Source organism: Candidatus Pelagibacter sp. IMCC9063, from assembly GCF_000195085.1.
Taxonomy (GTDB): domain Bacteria; phylum Pseudomonadota; class Alphaproteobacteria; order Pelagibacterales; family Pelagibacteraceae; genus IMCC9063.
In genome coordinates this window covers 721442-744001 of record NC_015380.1, presented here as the reverse complement: position 1 = coordinate 744001, position 22560 = coordinate 721442, and the positions used below count along the sequence as shown (strand labels likewise).

The following is a 22560-nucleotide window of genomic DNA, read 5'->3' as shown; positions in this document are numbered from 1 at the left end:
AGTTAGGGTTAATTTTAAAAGTTATTAATATTATTGCAAAGAGATGCTAATATATTTTTTAATTTAAAAGTCTATCCCAAATAAACCATTGGTTAATTTTTTTTATACTCTTGAAAAGTGTTTAATTAAGACTATATCCTTACGTATCATGAATATATTACATTTAGACTCAAGTGCCCGAAAAGAAAATTCTATTTCACGGAAGCTTGCAAAAGAATTGGTTCAAAAATTACAAGGACAGGTTACCTATAGAGATATCTCTCAAAACATGCCTTTTGTGGATGGAATTAAGGGTGCGGGCTTTATTATCCCAGAGGAAGAAAGAACAGAAAAAGACCGTAAGTTGTTTAAATTTTCGGATGAATTGGTAGATGAGTTGTTAGAATCGAATGTAATTGTTATTTCAGTTCCTATTTACAATTTTGGTCCTCCAGCATCTGTAAAAGCTTGGTTTGACTTGATTGCTAGAGCAGGCAGGACATTTAAATATGAAGCTACTGGACCAGTAGGACTGATTAAGGATAATAAAAAAGTTTATCTAATTGTCACCTCTGGTGGAGTGCCAGTAGGAAGTCCTGTTGATTTTTGTACTCCTTGGTTCAAACAAGCATTAAATTTTCTAGGCATTAAAGATATTGAGATTATTGCAGCAGACCAACTTGCTATCAATGATGATAATCTTAAAAAAGCAAAAGAAGCAATTAGTAAAATATGATTAATCTAATTCCTTATGAAAAATTAGGTGGTGCAGACCACGGATGGCTAAAAGCAAAACATCACTTTAGTTTTGCAAGCTATCAAGATCCTCGTAGAATGAGTTTTGGCCCAATGCGGGTTATCAATGATGATATTGTAGCTGCGCAAAAAGGCTTTGATCCTCACCCTCATGACAATATGGAAATTATAACCTACGTAAGAAAAGGCGCTATTACTCATAAGGATAATATGGGCAATGAAGGAAGGACTACAGCAGGAGATGTTCAGGTAATGTCTGCAGGAACAGGAGTTACTCACTCGGAATACAATTTGGAAGATGAGGAAACGAGTCTTTATCAAATTTGGATGTTTCCTAATAAAAAAAATGTGAAGCCAAGGTGGGATGCTAAAGAGTTTCCTAAAGAGCCAGTTACCGATCAATTAAAACCATTAGTAACAGGTTTTGACGACCCTGATTCAAATAGCTTAAAAATATATCAAGATGCTACTATTTTTGCTGGAAGATTAAATCAAGGAACAGCTATTCAACAAACTATCAAGGAACAGGCATATGTTTTATGCTCATATGGGTCTGTCAAAATAAATGATGTAGAGCTTAAAAAGGGAGATGGAGCTGAAATTACAAAATTAAACGAAGTTTCAATTCAAGCAACCCAAGATAGTGAAGTTTTGTTTATTGATCTGCCTCAATCTTAGTAAAGCATAAATGTTAATCTCGAGTTATATAATTAAAAAGACTCATAATTCCATAAAATTTATATAAACTCGTAACTTCATGGAATTTGATCCTACATATCTAGCATGCACCATACCGGCAGTTATGCTTTATGGAATTGCCAAGTCAGGGCTGGGAGGCTCTATGGCTTTAATTGCGATTCCCTTGATGACAATAGTCATGCCACTAAGTCAAGCATTGGCAATCATACTTCCCATTCTCATTTTATCTGATTTGGTTGCTTTTTATAAATTTAGAAAATATTACGATTCCAAAACTATTAAACTCTTAATGATAGGGGGAGCTGCTGGTGTAGTAATAGCCTCCTTCACCTACACTTACTTTAGTGAAGAGCTTTTGAAGGCACTTATTGGTGTCATGGGATTTGGGTTCACTGCACATTATTTTATATTTAAGAGGAAAAAAATGGTCCCACTAAAAAGATCCATCATCAAAGGAAGTATTTCTTCTGTGGTTGCTGGTTTTGCAAGCTTTTGTGTTCATGCGGGTGGAACTCCCACAAGTATATACCTTCTCCCTTTAAGACTTAAAAAAGAAATCTATGTAGGGACTAGGGTTATTTTTTTTACATTTTTAAATTTGGTTAAACTTCCCTTTTATGCAAATTTGTCTTTCTTAAATGTTGATACTTTAAAACAATCTTTATTATTTTTTCCTGCATCAGTATTGGGGATATTAATTGGATACCAAATTTTAAAAAGAGTTGATGAAGCTTTGTTTTATAATGTAATTTATTCGCTTATATTAATTTCGAGCACTAGATTAATTATTGACTATGCCTTCAAATGGTAAGGGCACGATAAATCATCACAATTGCACCTAAAATTATACAAATCTCAATCACTAAAGTGTGTAATTTAACTCCCAGTTTATCTACTATTTTTCTAGCTATATAAGACCCTAAAATAGCAACAACTCCTATGGAACTACCAATCAATAAGGCATCATTATTTAATAAGCCAAGATTTCTAAAAGAAACTAAACGTATAACAACATTAATGCAGGTGATTAATGAATCTGTTCCAATAATTGCTGAACCAACCATGCCATTGGAGGCCAATGCTGTTAATAACACTGCTCCAGGACCTAGTATGACACCACTAATAGTTCCGTAAAAAACTGCCATAACTGCCAAACCAAACCATCCAATGGTTAAATTAATTTTTTTAAAAACTCTTCTAACAATAATTACAAAAGCAAGACCAAATCCAAGACAAAAATATAAAACTTTATCTGAAACACCTGCGTAAAAATTTGTTCCTAAAATTATAAAAGGAGTACCTATTAGAGCAAAATACAAACCTTTTTTCCAAAAAATACTGTCTCGGTAATAGTACATCCTTGATGCATTTGAGCAGAAAACAAAAACGGACATTAAAGGAACTAATAATTTAATGGGAATGAATGGTGACACAAGGATACCCAGAGTCATCCCACCCCCATAACCTGAAATTCCTGAAATGATAGAAGCAAGTAATGCAACAAATAGAAGAATTGCTATATGAAGATAGCTAAGACTGGAAGTGAAAGCATAAAGATCAAAACTTTCCATGTGGTCTAAAATAAATTAATTTTTGAAAAATCAGTATTAACAAAGATAGAGTTCGTAAATTCTTCAAGCTGCCTAGATTGGTCATCATTTAATTTTGCATATTTTAAATTTTTATTAAATTTGCTATTAAAATCCTCTTTCGTCAGCGGTTGTTTTTTTCCACCTCTAAAACAAGGCTGCTTTGCTTCAATTATTTTTCCATCTATTGTCTCAACAATTAAAGTTCCAGTATAGTTTTTTGGGTACTCATCATTAAGGTCAATCTCATAAGTCATTAAATTAGCTATTTTTAAAATCTCAGGATCTTTAATGTTAGTTACGTTAAACTCCTCTAGACCAGCTCCACCTTTAACAAGTGCTACAGCTACACAATAAGGAACAGAAAATTTTGCAGAGTATGGTGTGGATGGATTATTTTTTTCTTCTCTTGGTTCCCATAGCCGGTGAACGGTTCCCTCTCCTACTTTTGCTTTAATTAATTTAATTTGTGTCAAATCGCTTATTTGTTTTTTTATTTGTATTGCACAATCTACAAATGGTTGTGCCATAGTTCCGCAGGCATAGGGTTTGAAGGCTAAATTTTTACATTCCCACCTAGTGCCCAAGCCTTCTACTAAATGAGAAAAATCATTTTCAATTTCTTTAATAGTAAAAGCTTTGAAAAAACCGTGAGTTCCTTCAAATACAGTTCTTGGTCCCAAGAAATCAGACCTTCCTAATAAAGCTGCATGAATTCCAGAGCTTGCAGCCCAACCAGGGTGTATTCTTTTGGTCCACGTTCCTTCAGCTAAGTATTCAATAATTCCAGAAGACATACTACCAGCGACACCTAAAGCAGAAGATAATTGCTTTTGATTTAATCCAAGTACGGCTCCCAATCCAGCGGTTGCTCCAAATACACTACAAATAGATGTGGGGTGAAAACCCTGTTTATGCATTGCTGTAGGGGATACCAGTGCCATTCTGCATATTAATTCTGCGCCAATAGCTATTCCTTTTAAAATTTGCTCTCCATTAAGTTTAAAAAATTGCCCAGCAGATAAAAAAGTAGAAACCATAGTCGCTCCAACATGTATTGGATTTCCTTCAAACGTATCGTCAAAATCTTCTCCGTGTGCTGCAGTTCCACAGATAATAGATGAGGAAAAAACATCAAAGACATTTTTATGACCTAGTGCAATTATGTTTCCTGTATTACTATAGGTCTTAATCAAACTTTGAATATAATCTTCATTTCTTGCGGCAACAATTACTCCAGAAATATCTTTTACTAAAAAGCTCAATACTTCCTGAATATCAGATGGAATATCTTGGGTTTTTAATTTAGTTGCCCATCCTGAAAACTCTTCTGCATAAATGGTCACGGTGTGTAGGTTCCCCCATTTACATGAAGTACTTGTCCATTAATGTAATTAGCTTCTTCTTTGCATAAATTAGAGATTACTTCCGCGACATCTTCAGGGTTTCCATATCTACCAGATGCAAGGTTTGGTGTTTGTGGATGTTTTAACCAATGACCATGTAACTCATTTTTATCAGTATCAAAATCTTCAATAAATCCTGGCACTACGCAATTACAAGTAATACCTCTCTCAATAAATTCCATACTAATGGCTTTGGTCAACCCAACTAAGGCTGCCTTAGAAGTAACCACATGTGCTCTTTCTCTTGCACCAACGTGAGCAGACATTCCTCCAATATTCACTACTCTCCCCCATTTATGATCTGTCATAGAACCAATTAATGCCTGAGCACATAAAAATGCAGCATCTACATTAACTGTCATTATTTTTTTCCAGTCTTCGTAAGTAATTTTTTCGAAAATTTCGTGAATACGCATTCCTGCATTATTAATTAAAACCAAAGGATTGCCCATTTCATGAGCTTTGTTTTTAATAGATTCGATGGTTTTTAAATCGGTAAGATCGCCTGTAACTATTTCACACTTTTTAGACAAGGCAGAAATCATTTCAGAAGTTTTTTTAGCTTCTTCTAAACTTTTACCTCCAGTGTGAATTAAGATATCAAAGTCTTGCTTCGCAAGTTTTAAAGCCGTTGCACGACCTATCATTCTTGCTCCGCCGGTTATAACGGCTACCTTGTTAGATATTTTTGAGCTCAATTGCTTACTTTTTTTTCTTAAATATCTTGGGCCAAAAAGGACTACTTAAGCTTATGACTGTCATAACCATAAAGACGATAAAGACACCACTTTCAAAGAACTGAAAGAAACTACTATCATGAATAACCATCGCTTGAGTAAACGTTTCTTCTACTAGCGGTCCTAAAATAAGACCCATTACTAATGGAGCAGGAGAAAAACCGTGTCTCATCATAAAGAAGCCAACGATACCAGAGATCAACATAACCCATACGTCGAAAAAAGCTGAGCTGTAAGCATAAGATCCTATTAGAGAGAAAATGAAAACAGAAGGCCACAAAAATCTTTTTGGTATAAAGGTAACTAAAGAGAAAAACCTAGCTCCAGCAAGTCCAATTCCTAAAAAGGCAAAGTTTGCAATAAGCATAGCTCCGAAGATAGCATAAACTAGTTCTGGTGTTTCTGTAATTAAGTAAGGACCAGGTCTAAATCCATGCATAACTAAAGCTGCTAAAATTAATGCAGTAGTTCCGCTTCCAGGAATACCCAAGGCAAGAGTTGGAACCATTGCTCCACCTGCCGCTGCATTGTTTGCAGCTTCCGGACCAACAATACCTTCATCGTGTCCTGTACCAAATTTTTCTGGAGTTTTAGACCATCTTTTAGCTTCATTGTAACCCATCATGGCAGCTACAGTTGAACCCTCTGCTGGTAAAATTCCTATAAAAGTTCCTAAACCCGAAGATCTTAAAATTAGACCTTTTAATTTTTTTAACTCTGCAAAGGTAGGTAACTTTAAAGACTTTGCTGTCATTACTCTAACAGCATCTTGTAGTGTTGAAGATTGCGTTAACAATTCAGACATCGCAAATAGGCCAATTAATACTGGCACGAAATGAATACCTTCTGTTAATTCAGCAACACCAAAATCAAATCGTTCTACACCAGTTGCTAAGTGAACACCCACTGTAGATATCAAAACTCCAATTGCTCCTGCTATTAAATTTCTAATAGAAGACTTTCCACTCATGGAAGCTAACATAGATAGTGCAAAAATAGCCAAACCAAAATATTCTACTGGGCCAAAACTTAAAGCAATTTCAGCTAACAAAGGAGTTGCAGCTATAAAAATAACTAAACTAAAAATACCACCAAATACACTTGAAACTGCAGCAAGTCCCAAAGCTCTTCCAGGCTCGCCGTTTCTTGCCATTGGATATCCATCAAATGCAGTTGCTACTGCAGGAGGGGCACCAGGTGCATTAATTAATATGGCTGTAATAGATCCACCAAATGTTCCAGCACAATAAAGGGCTGCCATCATAGCAATAGATGCTACTGGATCTAAACTAATAGTAAAAGGCATAAGAAGAGCGATGGCCATCGGAGAGCTTAAACCGGGTAACGCACCGACCAAAACCCCAATAAACACTCCTCCAAAAATTAGCAAAACATTTTGCCACTCTAATAATAGTCCTAGTCCTTTTAAAATTGGTTCCATAATTTATATTCTTTAGTTAGTTAGTTGAGATATTTTAATACGCCTGGATCAAAGAATAGACCAAGCACCTTGTTGAATACTAAGTAAACAAATATTGGGAATGCAACCGAATAAATTGCTATTCTTAGATAATTTTTTTCCCCCCAAACAAGTGGGAAAGACACAGCTGTAACAAACATAGTGACTGCAGGGCCTAAAAACTCTGCAACCGAAACTAAAGCTATAAGTAAGACAATAGTTTTCCAGGTAATTGGTTCTAAGCTTACAGATCTACCCTTGTCAATTTTTGCAATTTTTTCTGGCATAAAGCTTATTTCAAAAGGAATAATGCTTGCCAAGATAATCATAAGAACAATTAGCATTTTTGGAAATACATCTGCATTCAACGTATCACCTAAAATATTTGGAGCAGCGGGGAAAAGAGTTGCCTCATAATACATGAAGCCTCCACCAATAATAATAATACTCGCTACTATTAAATCAACTTTGTGAATTAACCCCGCACCTAAAGTGTATTTAGATGCGGGATTTAATTTTTTATCAGACATGTTTAAATATCAATTCCTAGATTATTTAATTAGTCCTAAACCTTTTAATGCGTCTTGAGCATTTACAAAGTTTTGTTTAAGTTGCTTATCCCAAACTTCTGTACCAGCAGGGCTAGTAGCAGGGTCTAAAGAAGCACCTTTAAGATAGTTAGCGAATATTTCGTGTTTCATCGCTTTAACCATTGCTTTAGAGATCTCATTTATGATTGGCTGTGGAGTTCCTTTAAGAACAGCATAACCTCTAGTAGTTGAAACTTTTACTTTCCAACCTAGTTCATAAGATGAAGGCACTTTTTTATAGTCTGGCATTCTTTTTTCAGCCAATAAAAGAACAGCTTTCACTTTTTTGTCTTGGATCAATCCTGCGGCTTCACTTGGATTAAGTAATGCAACATCGATTTTTCCAGAAGCAAGTGCAGCTAAACTTTGTGCGCCCGAACCAAAAGAAACGGCTTTAAAAGGTATACCCGCAGCTTTTGAAATTTGGTACATACCAATGTGTTCTGTTCCACCGATAGATGCAATACCTGCAGTAATCGGTTTTTTGTTAGCTTCTTTAACTAGTTTTTTAATTGTGCTTAGTTTTTTATTTTTAGCATTTACTACAATGAAAGTAGGTTCTTCCATAGCTCTAGCAACTCCAACAAGATCACCGATCTTCATGTTAGATTTTCCTCTAGCCATTGTATATAAATGAGACTCTGTAAGAGCCATAATAGTACAACCATCTTTAGGTCTAGTTAAAGTGTAGTTCTGTGCTTTCGCTCCAGATCCACCTCTTTTACCAACTACTTGAATATCAGCTTTTAAGTTTCTTCTAGTTCTAACTGACATCATTCTTGCAGTAGTATCTGTACCACCACCGTATGAAGCATGGATCACGACTTGAATCGGATCACATCCTTTTGTTGCGTAGCTTCCTTTTTTCTTTTTGTGAGAACCAGCATCAGCTGTTCCAACTAAAGAAGTAAGAATTAAAGCAGCAACCGAAAAAAAACCAAAAAGTTTTTTAAAGTTATTTGTCATTATTTCCCCCATTGTTTGTTTTTATAAAATTAAAACTATCATAAAAAAAATTTATATCAATATACAAAACATAGTTTCACAATGCGAAATATGATTTTGCAACATCAAACAAATAATGAAATAAACTAGCAATAGTATGAATTTAAAATTAAATTAAAAAAAGAAAATGCTTTCCAATAAAATAATCATCCCCAGTCCAGGAAAAAGAATTGAAAAAAAAAACCAACTTGCGTGGCTCTTAGCATCAATGGCGGCGCAACCATGGGAATCCAACGAATCAATTAATGAGATGGTTGGAAATCGTTTGATTGATAATGCAGGTGTTGCAATCGCAGCCATCAATAGAGATCCTGTTTGTGTTGCAAGGTCACAAGCCATGTTTCATAAAAATAAAAATGGATCTACTCTTTTTGGATTAAGCAGTGATGAAAAATTTAATTGTGAGTGGGCCGCTTGGGCTAATGCAGTGGCGGTTAGAGAATTAGATTTTCATGACAACATCATGGCTAAAGAAACTTGTCATCCAGGCGATTGTATCCCAACCATTTTAGCAGTTGCTCAGCAAAAAAAATTAAATGGGAAAGATCTTATCCGAGGAGTTGCAACCAGTTACGAAATTCAATTACGGCTCTCAATGTCTATTGCTTTAAACCCAAATAAAATTGATCACGTAGGTCATTTGGGTCCAGCAATTACAGGAGGTATAGGTGCAATGTTAAATCTTGACGAAGAAACTATTTATCAAGCCATACAATACAGTGCTCACACTTCTATTTTTACGAGACAAGGAAGAAAAGGAAATCTTTCTAGTTGGAAAGCATTTGCACCAGGGTTAGTTGGAAGAAATGCGATTGATGCAATTGATCGGGCGATCCGAGGAGAAAAAGGACCTAGCCCAGTTTGGGAAGGAGATTACGGAATCGTTCCTATCTTGCTTCATAAAGAAAATGAAGATATTGAAATTAATCTTCCAGAAAAAAATGCACCTCGCGCAGGAATTCTTTCTACATTTACCAAAGAACATTCAGCCGGCTATCATGGAAACTCTATTATTGATGTGGCATTTCTTCTAAAAGAGAAAATTAAAGACCTAAAAGAAATAAAAAAAATAAATATTTATTCTAAAAAATATACTCATATTGTTATGGGGTCTGGAAGTAATGATCCTGAAAAATATAGTCCGGAAGCTTCCAGGGAAACTCTCGATCATTCAGCAATGTACATTTTTGCTGTTGCTTTAGAGGATGGGTTTTGGCATCATGAAACTAGCTATAGTAAAGAGAGGAAGCAAAATCCAGAGACTATTAATTTGTGGAAAAAAGTTGAAACATTTGAAGATCCAGATTTTAATCAAAAATATTATAATGAAAAAGATCCTTTAAAAAAAGTGCAGGGTGCTAAAATTGAAGTGATTATGAATGATGGGACTAAAATTACAGAACAATTAAATTTTGCGAATGCTCATCCTGGTGGAAAAACGCCTTTTGGAAGAAATGAATATATAAAGAAGATGCAACCTCTTATAAATGGGTTCGTTTCGCAACAAGAAGAGTTAAGGTTTATTAGCCTTATAAATAACCTCGAAAACCTAGATTCAAATGAAATCCAAAATCTAAATCTTACTTGTGATCAAAATACAGTCGATTTAAGCAAAAATAAAATAGAAGGGATATTTAATTAATGGACATTCAACAAGAACTTACAAAATACATTGCTTCAGCAATTCACAATGAATTGCCGGAGGTAACTCAAAAAAATACTCGCTTTCATTTATTGGATACCTTGGTTGCAATTCTCACCGGAAGATTATTACCGCCAGGAAAAAAAGCTTTTGAATTTGCAAAATCCCAAGGTGGAAATCCAGAATCTACTTTAATTGGAAATGATATAAAAGTTAGCGCAATCCATGCAGGCTTATCAAATGGGATGGCAGCTCATGCCGATGAAACCGATGATACTCATACTAATGGAAGATTTCATCCTGGTTGTGCCATTGTGCCAGCTGCATTAGCTATAGCTGAAAAAGAAAATTCTTCTCACTCCGATTTGTTAAAAGCGATAGCTCTTGGTTATGATGTTGGAGTTAGAATTAATATGAGCATGGGCTACAAAACACCCAAGACAACTATTTTTGCAACCCACAGCATTGGTACTATTTTTGGAGCTGCTGTGGCTGCAGGTTCTTTATTAAAGTTAAATCAAGAACAGTGTAATTATTTATTATCTTATACTATTCAACAAACTTCCGGACTTGCCTGTTGGAATAGAGATAAGGAGCATATTGAAAAAGCATTTGTATTTTCAGGAATGACTACAAGAAATGGAATTTACTCTGCTTTGCTAGCAAAAGAAAACTTCACGTCCGTTGAAGATCCTCTTTTAGGACATAGAGGTTTGTTAGAAGCATTTGCTCACAATCCTAAACCTGAAATTATTATTAAAGATCTTGGAACTGTTTTTGAAATTGATAACACTTCGATAAAAAAATGGTGTGTGGGATCTCCTATTCAAGCAATCTTGGATGCTATTGAAGCTATTTTAAAACAAAAACAATTTGATCATAAGGAAATAAAAGAAATTAAAATTGATATTCCTTCAGACAGGTTTGATATTGTTAGCGATAGGAGCATTCCTAATATTTGCGCTCAACACCTGGCTGCCCTTTATATTGTTAAAAAGACTATTGGTTATAATGAAGTGCATGATGAAAAATTATTTACTGACAAGGAAGTTTTAGAAGTAAGAAAAAAGATAATAGCAGTACCTAGTGAGGAATTGGCTATTGCAAGACCAGAAAGGCAAGCAAAAGTAAAAATTGTTTTTAACGATAATTCAGAACTATCTCATCATGCAAAAGCTGTACGTGGGACTCCTGATAATCCTATGAATGAGGAAGAAATTTCCAATAAAGCAAAAGAGTTATTAAAAGCCTACCCAAAAGACCAAGTACATCAATTGATTCAGCTGGTTCTGCATGAAGACTTTAAAATAAAAGATTTAATGGCAGTGTTAAATTTTAAAATTTAATTCAAAATTAACTATTGTAATTACATACCCTATCTAATAGTTTTTTTTTATGGAAATTGTAAAAAGTAATCGTTCTCTTGGTGCTGAAATCAGAAACGTTAATCTTGAAAAAAACCTAACCAAAGAAGAATTGGATTTTATTAATCAAGCCTGGTCAGAAAATTTAGTTCTAGTATTTAAAAAACAGAACTTATCAGATGAGCGTTTAATTCATTATAGTAAGAATTTTGGAAATTTGGATTTGCCAGCACCAAATCCCTATGGAATTAATTTTTCTCCAGATCATCCTGAAATTAACGTCATATCCAATGTTAAAAATTTAGGAAAACCAATTGGAAATTTAGGAGATGGTGAGGCTGTTTGGCATGCCGACATGACTTACAATGAAATGCCCCCTAAAGCAGGAATTTTATATTCTTTGGAAGTGCCTGAAAATCAAGGTCATACTCATTTTGCAAATATGATGAAAGCTTATGAAGAACTTCCTAGTGATTTAAAATTGCAAATAGAAGGAAAATTATTGATTCATGATAGTGCACACAATAGTGCTGGAATGCTTCGAAAAGGATACGAAGAGGTTAGTGATCCATCTAAAACTCCAGGTGCAAAACATCCAATTATTGCAACAGACCCTTTAACAAATAAAAAAATATTATTTCTTGGTAGAAGACCTCATGCGTACATAATTGGCTTGTCACTAGAAGAGAGTGAAACAATTCTTGATCAGTTATGGGACCATGCAACACAAGATAAATATACTTGGACCCAGAAATGGGATGTGGGAGATCTTTTGATGTGGAAAAATCTTTATGTACTTCATAAAAGAGATGCTTTTGATCCAAATACAAGAAGAGTTATGCATAGAACTCAAATTACCGGCGATACAAAAATAGCTGTTTAAAATTAAACTAAAACTTTACCTATCATAAGTGGTCTGAACGTCCTGTACATCACAGCCGATACTGCTTCTGCAGTCTTATTATCTTGATTAATTACAGAACCTGCAACAATAATACCAGAAGGATTTCCTACTCTTAATGCCAAATCATCCGCACCTTCTCTTTTGACTTGAAATGGTATGGTTCCTTTGATTGCTGCTGCTACTCCAATATTTACACATGCAGTTCCCATTATAGCTTTATGAGTCTTTCCCATTGAAAACATTCTTGTACAAATATCGTAGGTGTCAGCTTTTACATTAGATTTATCCAAACTTTGGTAATCCTTTGGACTAGAAACTATTCCAATTCTTGGAGTATTCATTGAAGCTTCATTTTCCGATTTACATAAGCCAATTATAAATGCGCACTTTCTTCTGATTTTTTGAACTATTTCCATTTGTTTTATTTTTGAATCTAATTCATCTGGTGATTCAGCGCAGGTAAGATTTAAATCTTTTGCTAAAATATAAACAAGTGGAGTTGCCGCATCAATAATACTTACCTTAATTTTACCGTGACCCTCAATATCTATTTCATCAATTACATTTCCAGTTGGTAATAATTTTCCAGTTCCGGAACCGCCTGGAGAAAGGTAGTCTAACCTAACTTTAGAAGCTGTTCCTGAAACACCAGCAATAGAATAATCTCCTTCAGTAAGGGCAATTCCATCCTTAACATCAAAAGTAGAGTGAATTATCTTATCTGTATTTACTTGATAAATTCTAATTTTATTTTCACCTTCTTGAGGTTTTATAATTCTAGTATTAACCGCATATGGCCCAACTGCTCCAGATAGATTACCACAATTGTTATTCCATTCTGCAACTGGTTCTTCTACTGCTAACTGAATAAAATTATAATCAACATCAGCATCTTCTCTTTTAGAGGGGCTTATGATTACACACTTAGAAACGGAAGAAACCCCACCTCCCATTCCATTTAGCTGTCTTCCATTTGGATCTGGACTTCCAATTACTTTTAAAAAAATTTTACTTAACTCATCTTCACTAGCTGTTGGCAAGTCTTTTGCTTGAAAAAAAACTCCTTTGCTTGTTCCCCCACGATAATAAGCTGCTGTGACCCAATTTTGTTTCATAAAATAAAATTTCTTATTTTAAGCTTCTTTCCATGCCGTAGGAAGTATTCCTCCATTTTTCCAAAATATAACTTCGTCCGGAGTATCCAATCTAGCTTTTAACTTTGTGTTAATTTTTTCGCCATTTTGCTTTTCAATTACCAAATCTAAAATTTTATTATCATCATTTATATCTTTTATTCCAAGGACGCTAAATCTGTCAGTTTTCGCTATTCCCAATTCTTCTATTCCGTAATTCTTTTCAAATTCCAAAGGCAAAATACCCATTCCAACAAGATTAGACCTGTGTATTCTTTCAAAACTTTTTGCAATGATAGCTTTAATGCCAATTAACAAAGGTCCTTTTGCAGCCACGTCTCTTGACGAACCACATCCATAATTTTCTCCGGCTATCACAATTATTTCTGTATTTTCTTCCTTGTATTTCATGGCAGCATCATAAAGTCTCATCACTTTTTCTTCTGGGTACTTAATAGTAAAACTACCTTCTGAATTAGGAGTCATTAAATTTCTTAATCTTAAACTAGCAAATGAGGACCTGCTTACAATTTCATGATTAGCTCTTCTGGTTAAAAAATTACTAAAATCTTTACTATCCAAACCAAGCCCTTCTAGATAATCCCAAGCTGCAGTGCCTTTGGTAATTACACTTGATGGTGATATATGATCTGTTGTTACCGAGTCTCCAAATAATGCAATTGGTCTTGCAGAATTTATATTTTTTAGTTCAATATTGGCATAATTGGCAATTTCAAGATACGGAGGTTTTTTTATAAAGGTACTTTTTTCTGACCATTCGTAGTTTTCGCTTTTGCTAACGTTTAGCTTTTCCCATAGCTCGCCACCATCATCAATTTCAGAATATTTCTCAATAAATATTTTTGGATTATAAAAGCTTTTAACAACTTCGTTAATTTCTTTATTGGTGGGCCAAACGTCCTTAAAAAAAATTTCTTTATTATTTTTATCTAAGCCAAGCGAATCTTTAAATAAGTCTTTTTTTATAGAACCCAGAATTGAAAATAGAACTATCAGGGCTGGAGAGGCCAAATAAGAAGCTCTTATGTTTGGATGAATTCTACCTTGAAAATTTCTGTTACCAGATAGAAGAGCAACGGAAAAAATTTTGTTATCTTCGATAGTTTCCGCAATATCAGGATGTAATGGTCCTGAGCTACCATTGCAAGTTGTGCATGCAATGCCAACTACATTAAAACCTAGCTGGTCTAAGTATGACTGTAAGCCACTTTTTTTTAATATTTCTGCTGTAACTTGGCTACCGGGTGCAAAAGAAGTTTTTACTTTTTTATTTTTTTTCAGACCTAAATTTACAAGATTTTTAGCTACAAGAGCTGCTGCAATTACATTGTTAGGATTTGCAGTATTTGTACAACTGGTAATCGCGGCAATTAAAATATCTGCATCTTTTATTTCAAATCCTAAATTTGGAACTTTGAAATTATCTTCTCTTAAATCTTTTTTATAAAGCTCTTGCGAGTGACTATTCGCTTTTGAAGAAAATATATCTAGATTAACTTTGTCCTCTGGATTCTTAGGTCCGGCAACACAAGGTTTTATTGAACTTAAATCTAACTCTAAATTTCTAGAATAATTTGGAGTATCAGTGATGTTTCTCCATAATTTTTGGTGCTTTGAATATTCCCGAATAATATTGATATGCTGTGGTTCTCTTCCTGTCATTTCCAAATAATCAATAGTTGACTCGTCGACGGGAAATAAAACATTAGTTGCTCCATATTCTGGGGCCATATTTGAAATAGTTGCTCTTTCACCTACCGTAAGCTTTTCTACTCCTTCTCCATAAAACTCTACAAAACAACCAACTATTTTATTCTTTCTCAAAAGTTCAGTAATATTTAAAACTAAATCCGTTGAAGTTATGCCTTCGTTCAATTCATTTTTTAAATTAACACCAATAACCTCAGGAATTGTAATTGGTAAAGATTTCCCAAACATGGCAATTTCCGCTTCTACTCCACCAACACCCCAACCCATCACTCCAATTCCGTTAACCATGGGTGTATGACTATCAGTTCCTATACATGTGTCTGGATGAAGTGTGTTTTTGTCTAACCAAACAACTTTAGCTAAATACTCAATATTGACTTGATGGCAAATCCCAACTCCAGGAGGAACTACTTTTACATTTTTTAAATTTTTTGAACACCATCTTAAAAAGGAAAATCTTTCTGAATTTCTTTCATATTCTTTCTTTAAGTTATCTATTCTAGATTGCTCTGTTCCAAAAAAATCAACTTGGGACGAATGATCTATGACTAAATCAATTGGGACTTTTGGTTGAATGTCTTTGGGATCAATCCCTTTTTTTGCTAAAGCTTCTCTGTAAGCTAGAAAATCTACAAGCATAACTTTTCCAAGTATGTCATGGCTTAGGATTCTATTTGGCATAAAGTTAATGGCTTTGCCAACTTTAAAGTCTAAGATATTTTGAATCTGCTCTTGGGCATTTATATTACTTCCATTTATCTGCTGCCTCAGGATATTTTCTATTAAAATTCTATAAGAAAAAGGTAATTGTTCAATTCCTTTAATAGCTGAAATGTCTGCTATATCAAATTCATGATCTTCTATATTAAGCTTTGTATATTTATTTTCCATTTGTCTCTAACTCAAAAGACTTATAGCATATTTCTCAAAACGTATTGTAAAATTCCACCATTCTTATAGTACTCAATTTCACTTGCGGTATCTATTCTGCATACAGTTTCTATAGTTTTGGCTGTTCCATCTGCATATTTAATTTCTACTTTGACTATTTGTTTTGGATTTACTCCTTCTTCAATTCCTAAAACAGTTACCAATTCAGATCCCTTTAAGTTCAATTTGTGACGATCCATTCCTTGTGTAAATTCCAGTGGTAATATTCCCATTCCAACTAAATTTGATCGATGAATTCTCTCAAAACTTTCTACAATTACCAATTTAATTCCAAGCAGTTGAGAACCTTTTGCTGCCCAATCTCTAGAAGATCCAGATCCGTAAAGTTTGCCGCCAAATACGACAAGAGGCGTTCCTCTTTTTTTATATTCCGTAACAGCATCAAAAACTGTTGCATCTTTTCCTTCAGGATAGATTTTTGTAAATCCACCTTCAGTGCCAGGAGCCATCTCATTTTTTACTCTTATGTTACCGAAAGTACCTCTCATCATTACTTCATGATTTCCACGTCTGGCACCATAAGAGTTAAAGTCTTTTGGTTGAATTTGGTATTTCATAAAATAATCTCCTGTAGGACTGTCTTTTGGAATTGATCCTGCTGGAGAAATATGATCTGTTGTTATGCTATCACCTAAAATTACTAGCGGTCTTGCGTCCTTGATCTCTTTAAATCCTTCCGGATCGTCGGTCATGTTATCAAAAAAAGGAGGCCTTTTTACATAAGATGAACCATCGTCCCACTCATAAATACTTCCAGGTTCAATATTGATATCCTGCCATTCTTTAGGACCTTGGGCAACATTTTCATATCTGCTTTTAAACATATCCGCATTCAATGAAGTAAGAAGAGTATCTTCTATTTCTTTGTTTGTTGGCCAAATATCTTTTAAATAAACTTCATCTCCGTCTTTGCTTTTACCCAAAGAATCTTTGTACATATCAAAATTCATATTTCCTGCTATTGCATAAGCAACCACTAATGGCGGCGAGGCAAGATAATTTGCTTTTACAACAGGGCTAATTCTTCCTTCAAAATTTCTATTTCCTGATAAAACTGAAGTAACCAAAAGATCATTATCTAAGATAGCATTATTAATATTGTCTGCTAATGGACCAGAGTTTCCAATGCAAGTGGTGCAACCATAACCTACTAAATTAAAACCTAGTTTATCCAAGTAAGGACTTAGTCCAGCTTTATTTAAATAATCTGTAACTACTTGAGATCCTGGAGCCAATGAAGTTTTAACCCAAGGTTTTACAGTAAGGCCGAGTTCGTCAGCTTTTTTTGCCAGAAGTCCTGCTCCAATCAAAACCTTTGGATTTGAAGTGTTTGTACATGAGGTTATTGCTGCAATAACAATATCACCGTCTGACAAAGAATGGTTAGCACCTTTTACCTCTACAGTTTTTGGCTCTTCTCTTTTGCTAATTTCTTTTGAAACTTTTTTAAAATCTGTAGAAGCTTCTGTTAATAACACTTTATCTTGAGGTCTTTTAGGTCCTGAAATAGTTGGTACTATCGTAGACATGTCCAATGAAACGGTATCTGTAAATACAATATCATCACTTGCCCAAAGTCCTTGTGCTTTTGCATAGTCTTCTACCAACTTAATTGTCTCTTCATCTCTTCCAGAAAATCTTAAATATTTTAATGTTTCCTCATCAACAGGGAAAAAACCACAAGTAGCTCCATACTCAGGCGCCATGTTACCTATGGTAGCTCTATCTGCTAATGTTAAATTTTTTAGTCCTTCTCCGTAAAATTCTACAAACTTTCCAACTACTCCTTTGTCTCTTAATTGCTTTACTACGGTTAAAACTAAGTCTGTTGCTGTGGTTCCTTCTGGCATTTTATTTGTGACTTCAAATCCGATAACTTCTGGTATCAGCATAGATACCGGCTCACCTAACATACCTGCCTCAGCTTCAATTCCACCAACACCCCAAGCTAGAACAGAAAGACCATTAACCATAGTTGTGTGACTGTCTGTTCCAACACATGTATCAGGATAGACATACTCTTCTCCGTCGTGTGTTGTGGTCCATGCTACTTTGGATAAATATTCTAAATTTACTTGATGACAAATTCCCGTTCCTGGTGGAATAAGTCTAAAATTATCAAAAGCTTGTGCACCCCATTTTAAAAATTCGTATCTTTCTCCATTTCGTTCAAATTCTCTTTTAACGTTTTTTTCTAATGAATCTTTAGTTGCATTCGTATCTACTTGAACAGAGTGATCAATTACCAAGTCAACTGCGGATAAAGGATTGACTTTATTGGGATCTTTATTTTTTTTCTTAAACAGATCCCTCATTGCTGCAAGATCTGCAACAGCTGGAATCCCTGTATAATCTTGTAGCAAAACTCGTGCTGGTCTATATGCAATTTCGGTATTAGAGGTTTTGGTATTTAGCCATTCTTTCATGGCTAGAATCTGGTTTTTACCAACCGAGACATCATCCTCATATCGAAGAAGATTTTCTAATAAAACTTTTAAAGATTTTGGAAGTTTACTAATTCCCTCAAGACCATTTTTTTCAGCCTCTGCTAAACTATAATAATTATACTCTTTATTACCCGTGGTAAGTTTTGAAAGAGAATTAAAAGAATTTTTACTTTTCATTGAAGAAGATGAATAAAGATTAATTAGAATGATTGCAAGATTTAATAGATTTTTTTAACAATTTTTACCTAGTAGCTTAATTTAATTGATAATAATTCTTAATTAATGAGCAAATTTTTTCATTCCCCCGTCAACATGAACAATCTCTCCTGTCACATATCTAGCTAAAGGAGATGAAAGAAAAACAACAATATATGCTAAATCTTCCGGTTCTCCGAAATATCCCACAGGAATATTTTCTTTGATGAATTTTTTTCTTTCTTTTAAATTTGGATGTCTTTTTTTTAAAATTTGTTCAGTTTTCAATCTTCCTGGTGATATGCAATTAATTGTTACGCCGTCTTTGGCGACAACTCTTGATAAACCTTTGGACCAGGCATGAACAGCAGACTTGGCCGCGTTTGCTATATTAACCTCTCTAGGCTCAACAGAGCCTGTGATATTGATAACTCTTCCCCATTTATTTTTTTTCATAATAGGAATGATTTTAGTAGTTAATTTTCTCAAAGCTGTAAAATTTAATGCCATACCCTCTTCCCAAAAAGTTTCGGGAGCATCCCAAGTTGTTGGTCTTGAGCCTCCTGCAGAATTAATCAAAATGTCGATGGAACCCATTTTTTTTAAAGCAAAGTCTTTAATTTTAGCATCCGCATCTTTGGATGTTACATCCATGGAAAGGATAGAAACATTTGCTTTGTATTTTTTTATAATTTTATTTTCCACTTCTTGTAGTGGTTTTTTTCTTCTAGAAACTAGAATGAGATCACATCCCTCTGATGCAAGTATTAAAGCAATAGCCCTTCCTAAACCTTGGCTGGCTCCGGTAACAATGCACTTTTTGTTTTTTAAAAGTAAATTCATTACTCAACTAAACTTTTTTTTATATAAACATCTCCCGACATAATTAATCTTGCATGTCTGGTGGTGCTACAAATTAAATTCTTAATTTCATTTTTTTCATTATAATCAACTTCTACCTTGATTTTAGAAATACCTGTTGGATGCTCTATTTCAAAATTTCCGTTATTGGAATAATCCTCATAATATTCAGAACAAATTGTACCCTTGGATTTAGATGCTGCGGCCAAACAAATTGAGCCAGTAATTGCATAACCATTGTGACAACTCCAGGGCATAAAATATCTTGATTTTATAGATCCTTTGTCTGACTTAGATATGATAGCTATTTTTGGAATAACTGATTTACTAACATCTCCAAATCCAATTCTTTTTCCCATTTCAATTCTAACTTTATTTAAATCATCAATTAATTTTTGATTTTTATTTAATTCTAAATAATCTTCATTTCCACTAAGTCCAAAATCTTTGGCTCTGCAAAAAACAACTGGCATAGCGGCATCTGCTAGCGTACATTTTATTCCGTTAACTTCATCTATTAAATTTCCTGTAGGAAATAATTTTTTAGTTTTTGCTCCAATTGTATCCATAAATCTTAATTCAACGGGTGTGCCAGGTGTTGGAACCCCGTCTATTTTAAAGTCTCCATCGTAAGAAACTTCTTTTCCCGGTGTCTGAACAATTTCTTCAATTTTCATTCCAGTATTTTTATCTCGGATGATAACTTTTGTTTGTCCATCTTCAGCTTTAACTAAGCCTCGCTCAATAGCAAAAGGTCCAACACCTACGAGCATGTTTCCACAAGAAGGTTTTGTATCAATAATTGGCTCGTCAATTTTAACTTGTGCAAAATAGTAATTAACATCTATATTTTCTTCTTCAGACTTCGAAACAATAGCTACTTTACTTTTGACTGGATCTGCCCCTCCCAACCCATCAATTTGTCTTATATCTGGAGAGCCCATAACAGCCAATAAAGTTTTATCTCTTTTTTCCACATCCTGAGGTAGGTCTGATTTTAAAAAATAAGGACCTCTTGAAGTTCCACCTCTCATAAATAAGCAAGGTATTTTTATTTGATCACTCATAGTTTTGTCCTTTCTTAATTAATTAATAGGCCACGGTAATTCAAAGTATGATTGTAAAATTCCGGGTGCAAAATCCATTACCATAAAATGAGATATGATACCAAGCACAATCCAAATGGAAATTGAAGACACAATACACAATGACAATTTCACTTCTGCAATTTTGTATAAAAACCAGAAAACATATAGACCAATTGCAATGTAAAAACCTATGATCATTGCTATAAATAAAGGTAAAATAAACCAAAAAATTGGTAACCAGAAAGGTTTTAATTCTTTATCAGTTCCCAAACTTGATTCAGAGTCATGAAAAACAATACTCTCTTTTTGGTTAAATAGTATTTGATAAGTTAATATTGAAGAGCAAATTAACATTGCGATTCCAACCCCTTGGGGGAACACTTTTCCAAGAAAGCCAAGGTCTTTACAGGCCCAGATTGTATAGCATGCTATAAAAAGCATTAAAATTGAAAAGTATAACTGTGGTTTTTTTGTATAATTTGTAATTTTTTTTTCTTGATTTAACTGTTTAGCTTTATCTATTATTTTTAAACCAGACAAAATTGACAAAATACATACCGCTATCAAAACTAAAAATATGGGGCGCAAAAATAGCTCCTGTAAAGAATAAAATTGTATAGTTTGATAAAGATTAGTTTCGATACCGTCACTCAAAACAAAACCAATCATCAAAGCGACTCTAGAATAATCAAATCGTTTCATAAAAATTGCTATGATTCCAATCAACATTGCAAAACCAAGATCACCCCAAGCTCGTGTTGAGTTGTAAATAGCAAAAAGTATCAATGAAATTAAGAAAGGCGCAAGAATTGTAAAATTAATAGTTGTAAGTGATGAAATTGGCTTAGCTAAAGCAACACAAATCAATGCACCGAATATATTTGCAATCGCAAGCGACCATATAATCGTATAAACCAAATCTAATCGATTAGTGATTAATTGTATTCCAGGATCTACGCCTAGTAATATTAAACCACCCATTAAAACAGCAGTTCCACCAGAACCTGGTATTGCAAAAAGTAATGTCGGAATTAAAGCTCCTCCTTCTTTGGAGTTTGAACTAGACTCGGGTCCTATGACTCCTCTTATATCTCCCTTTCCAAATTCCTCATTATTCTTAACTGAAGTCTTTGCATGACTATAACTAATCCAATCTATGCAAGAACCACCGATGCCCGGAATTAGTCCAATAAAACTTCCTAAAAAGGAACATCTCAGCACTAGCCATTTATTTGCCATGAAATCTTTAAAACCCCTCAACCAGCCAGAGGCTTCCAATTCTGCCTTTTCAGAAATTGCCTTATTTGATCTCAACAACTCTACAATCTCTGGTAATGCAAATATTGAAATTGCAATAACCATCAAAGGAAGGCCATTGCCTAAATACATCACAATCGGAGTTTGAACCTCCAAAAAATTACTTAAATCTAATCTATATTCAGATGAGCCTGGCGAAATTCCAATAGCACCAATAATTAAACCTAAACAAGCAGCTACTAATCCCTTAAAAATACTAGCTCCAGTTAAAGTTCCAACTATTGTAATTCCAAAAACTGCAAGCATAAACATTTCTCCAGTTCCAAAAGCTAAAATTATTGGCTTTGCAATTTGTATGATCATTGTAAGTAAAACAGCTCCAAACAAACCACCAAATAGTGAAGAAAAAAAAGCAGCTGACAAAGCCCGGGCAGCCTGTCCTTTTTTTGCAAGTGGAAAACCGTCCATCACCGTAGCCTGAGCAGAAACAGACCCGGGAACACCTATTAAAACTGCAGGAAAAGTGTCGGAAGTTGCAACAACTGACAGCAAGCCCATCATCATCGCAATTCCAGATATAGGCTCCATTCCAAATACAAACGGTAATAAAAGAGATAAGCCTACTGTTCCTCCAAATCCAGGAATGACACCGACTACCAAACCAATTAAAACACCTGCTATCAAATAGAAGATTGAAGATCCAGAAACTATAGTAACAAAAGCACTTAATAAGGATTCAATCATTTAATTATTATAAAACTTTAAGA

At 34.3% G+C, this 22560-nt stretch carries 18 protein-coding genes; 6 read left to right on the top strand and 12 right to left on the bottom strand.

All coding sequences use genetic code 11. From position 1 onward, the window contains the following. Window positions 1-148: 148 nt before the first annotated feature. The 3 genes from SAR11G3_RS03880 to SAR11G3_RS03870 all read left to right on the top strand — a co-directional run bounded on the left by SAR11G3_RS03880 (window position 149) and on the right by SAR11G3_RS03870 (window position 2245). A complete protein-coding gene (locus tag SAR11G3_RS03880) occupies window positions 149-715 on the top strand; it encodes an FMN-dependent NADH-azoreductase (RefSeq protein WP_013695470.1) in 567 nt (188 codons plus the stop codon). Continuing rightward, window positions 712-1413, top strand: a complete 702-nt coding sequence (locus tag SAR11G3_RS03875; protein WP_013695469.1) for a pirin family protein — start codon at window positions 712-714, stop codon at window positions 1411-1413. The genes SAR11G3_RS03880 and SAR11G3_RS03875 overlap by 4 nt, the downstream gene beginning before the upstream one ends. Window positions 1414-1492: 79 nt before the next feature. Then, window positions 1493-2245, top strand: a complete 753-nt coding sequence (locus SAR11G3_RS03870) for a sulfite exporter TauE/SafE family protein (protein ID WP_013695468.1) — start codon at window positions 1493-1495, stop codon at window positions 2243-2245. On the opposite strand, the gene SAR11G3_RS03865 is transcribed toward SAR11G3_RS03870, so the two are convergent. From SAR11G3_RS03865 to SAR11G3_RS03840, 6 genes are read right to left on the bottom strand one after another with little or no spacing between them, the layout of a single operon-like run. After that, the gene (locus SAR11G3_RS03865; protein ID WP_013695467.1) at window positions 2235-3005 is read right to left on the bottom strand and encodes a TSUP family transporter; all 771 of its coding nucleotides are present in this window, start codon (window positions 3003-3005) and stop codon (window positions 2235-2237) included. The two genes, SAR11G3_RS03870 and SAR11G3_RS03865, sit on opposite strands and share 11 nt — an antisense overlap. 5 nt (window positions 3006-3010) lie before the next feature. Beyond that, window positions 3011-4369 carry an MmgE/PrpD family protein gene (locus SAR11G3_RS03860; protein WP_013695466.1) on the bottom strand — a complete coding sequence of 453 codons (1359 nt, stop codon included), beginning with the start codon at window positions 4367-4369 and terminating at the stop codon, window positions 3011-3013. After that, window positions 4366-5127, bottom strand: coding sequence for an SDR family NAD(P)-dependent oxidoreductase (locus tag SAR11G3_RS03855; protein ID WP_013695465.1), 762 nt, complete (start codon window positions 5125-5127; stop codon window positions 4366-4368). Before SAR11G3_RS03855 ends, SAR11G3_RS03860 begins: the two co-directional genes overlap by 4 nt. Before the next feature lie 4 nt (window positions 5128-5131). Beyond that, window positions 5132-6607, bottom strand: coding sequence for a tripartite tricarboxylate transporter permease (locus SAR11G3_RS03850; protein ID WP_013695464.1), 1476 nt, complete (start codon window positions 6605-6607; stop codon window positions 5132-5134). A gap of 20 nt (window positions 6608-6627) precedes the next feature. Beyond that, the gene (locus SAR11G3_RS03845) at window positions 6628-7155 is read right to left on the bottom strand and encodes a tripartite tricarboxylate transporter TctB family protein (RefSeq protein ID WP_013695463.1); all 528 of its coding nucleotides are present in this window, start codon (window positions 7153-7155) and stop codon (window positions 6628-6630) included. A gap of 21 nt (window positions 7156-7176) precedes the next feature. Then, window positions 7177-8181 (bottom strand): tripartite tricarboxylate transporter substrate binding protein, encoded by a 1005-nt coding sequence (locus SAR11G3_RS03840; RefSeq protein WP_013695462.1) that lies wholly within the window; start codon window positions 8179-8181, stop codon window positions 7177-7179. 166 nt (window positions 8182-8347) lie between these two features. On the opposite strand from SAR11G3_RS03840, the gene SAR11G3_RS03835 reads away from it, so the two are divergent. From SAR11G3_RS03835 to SAR11G3_RS03825, 3 genes are read left to right on the top strand one after another with little or no spacing between them, the layout of a single operon-like run. Beyond that, entirely contained in the window at window positions 8348-9862 is a 1515-nt protein-coding gene (locus SAR11G3_RS03835; RefSeq protein WP_013695461.1) for an MmgE/PrpD family protein, read from the top strand. After that, entirely contained in the window at window positions 9862-11208 is a 1347-nt protein-coding gene (locus SAR11G3_RS03830) for an MmgE/PrpD family protein (protein WP_013695460.1), read from the top strand. The genes SAR11G3_RS03835 and SAR11G3_RS03830 overlap by 1 nt, the downstream gene beginning before the upstream one ends. 49 nt (window positions 11209-11257) lie before the next feature. Then, window positions 11258-12109 carry a TauD/TfdA dioxygenase family protein gene (locus tag SAR11G3_RS03825; protein ID WP_013695459.1) on the top strand — a complete coding sequence of 284 codons (852 nt, stop codon included), beginning with the start codon at window positions 11258-11260 and terminating at the stop codon, window positions 12107-12109. A 2-nt stretch (window positions 12110-12111) separates the two neighbouring features. On the opposite strand, the gene SAR11G3_RS03820 is transcribed toward SAR11G3_RS03825, so the two are convergent. From SAR11G3_RS03820 to SAR11G3_RS03795, 6 genes are all read right to left on the bottom strand, one after another. After that, entirely contained in the window at window positions 12112-13245 is a 1134-nt protein-coding gene (locus SAR11G3_RS03820; protein WP_013695458.1) for a 2-methylaconitate cis-trans isomerase PrpF family protein, read from the bottom strand. An 18-nt stretch (window positions 13246-13263) separates the two neighbouring features. After that, window positions 13264-15885, bottom strand: a complete 2622-nt coding sequence (acnA, locus tag SAR11G3_RS03815; RefSeq protein ID WP_013695457.1) for an aconitate hydratase AcnA — start codon at window positions 15883-15885, stop codon at window positions 13264-13266. Window positions 15886-15905: 20 nt separating this feature from the next. Beyond that, window positions 15906-18569 carry an aconitate hydratase AcnA gene (gene acnA / locus SAR11G3_RS03810; RefSeq protein ID WP_013695456.1) on the bottom strand — a complete coding sequence of 888 codons (2664 nt, stop codon included), beginning with the start codon at window positions 18567-18569 and terminating at the stop codon, window positions 15906-15908. A gap of 102 nt (window positions 18570-18671) precedes the next feature. Then, window positions 18672-19430 (bottom strand): SDR family NAD(P)-dependent oxidoreductase, encoded by a 759-nt coding sequence (locus tag SAR11G3_RS03805; protein ID WP_013695455.1) that lies wholly within the window; start codon window positions 19428-19430, stop codon window positions 18672-18674. Next, complete coding sequence (locus tag SAR11G3_RS03800; RefSeq protein WP_013695454.1) at window positions 19430-20515, bottom strand: 4-oxalomesaconate tautomerase; 1086 nt, start codon at window positions 20513-20515, stop codon at window positions 19430-19432. The genes SAR11G3_RS03805 and SAR11G3_RS03800 overlap by 1 nt, the downstream gene beginning before the upstream one ends. An 18-nt stretch (window positions 20516-20533) precedes the next feature. Next, complete coding sequence (locus tag SAR11G3_RS03795) at window positions 20534-22537, bottom strand: tripartite tricarboxylate transporter permease (protein WP_013695453.1); 2004 nt, start codon at window positions 22535-22537, stop codon at window positions 20534-20536. Window positions 22538-22560: the final 23 nt, after the last annotated feature.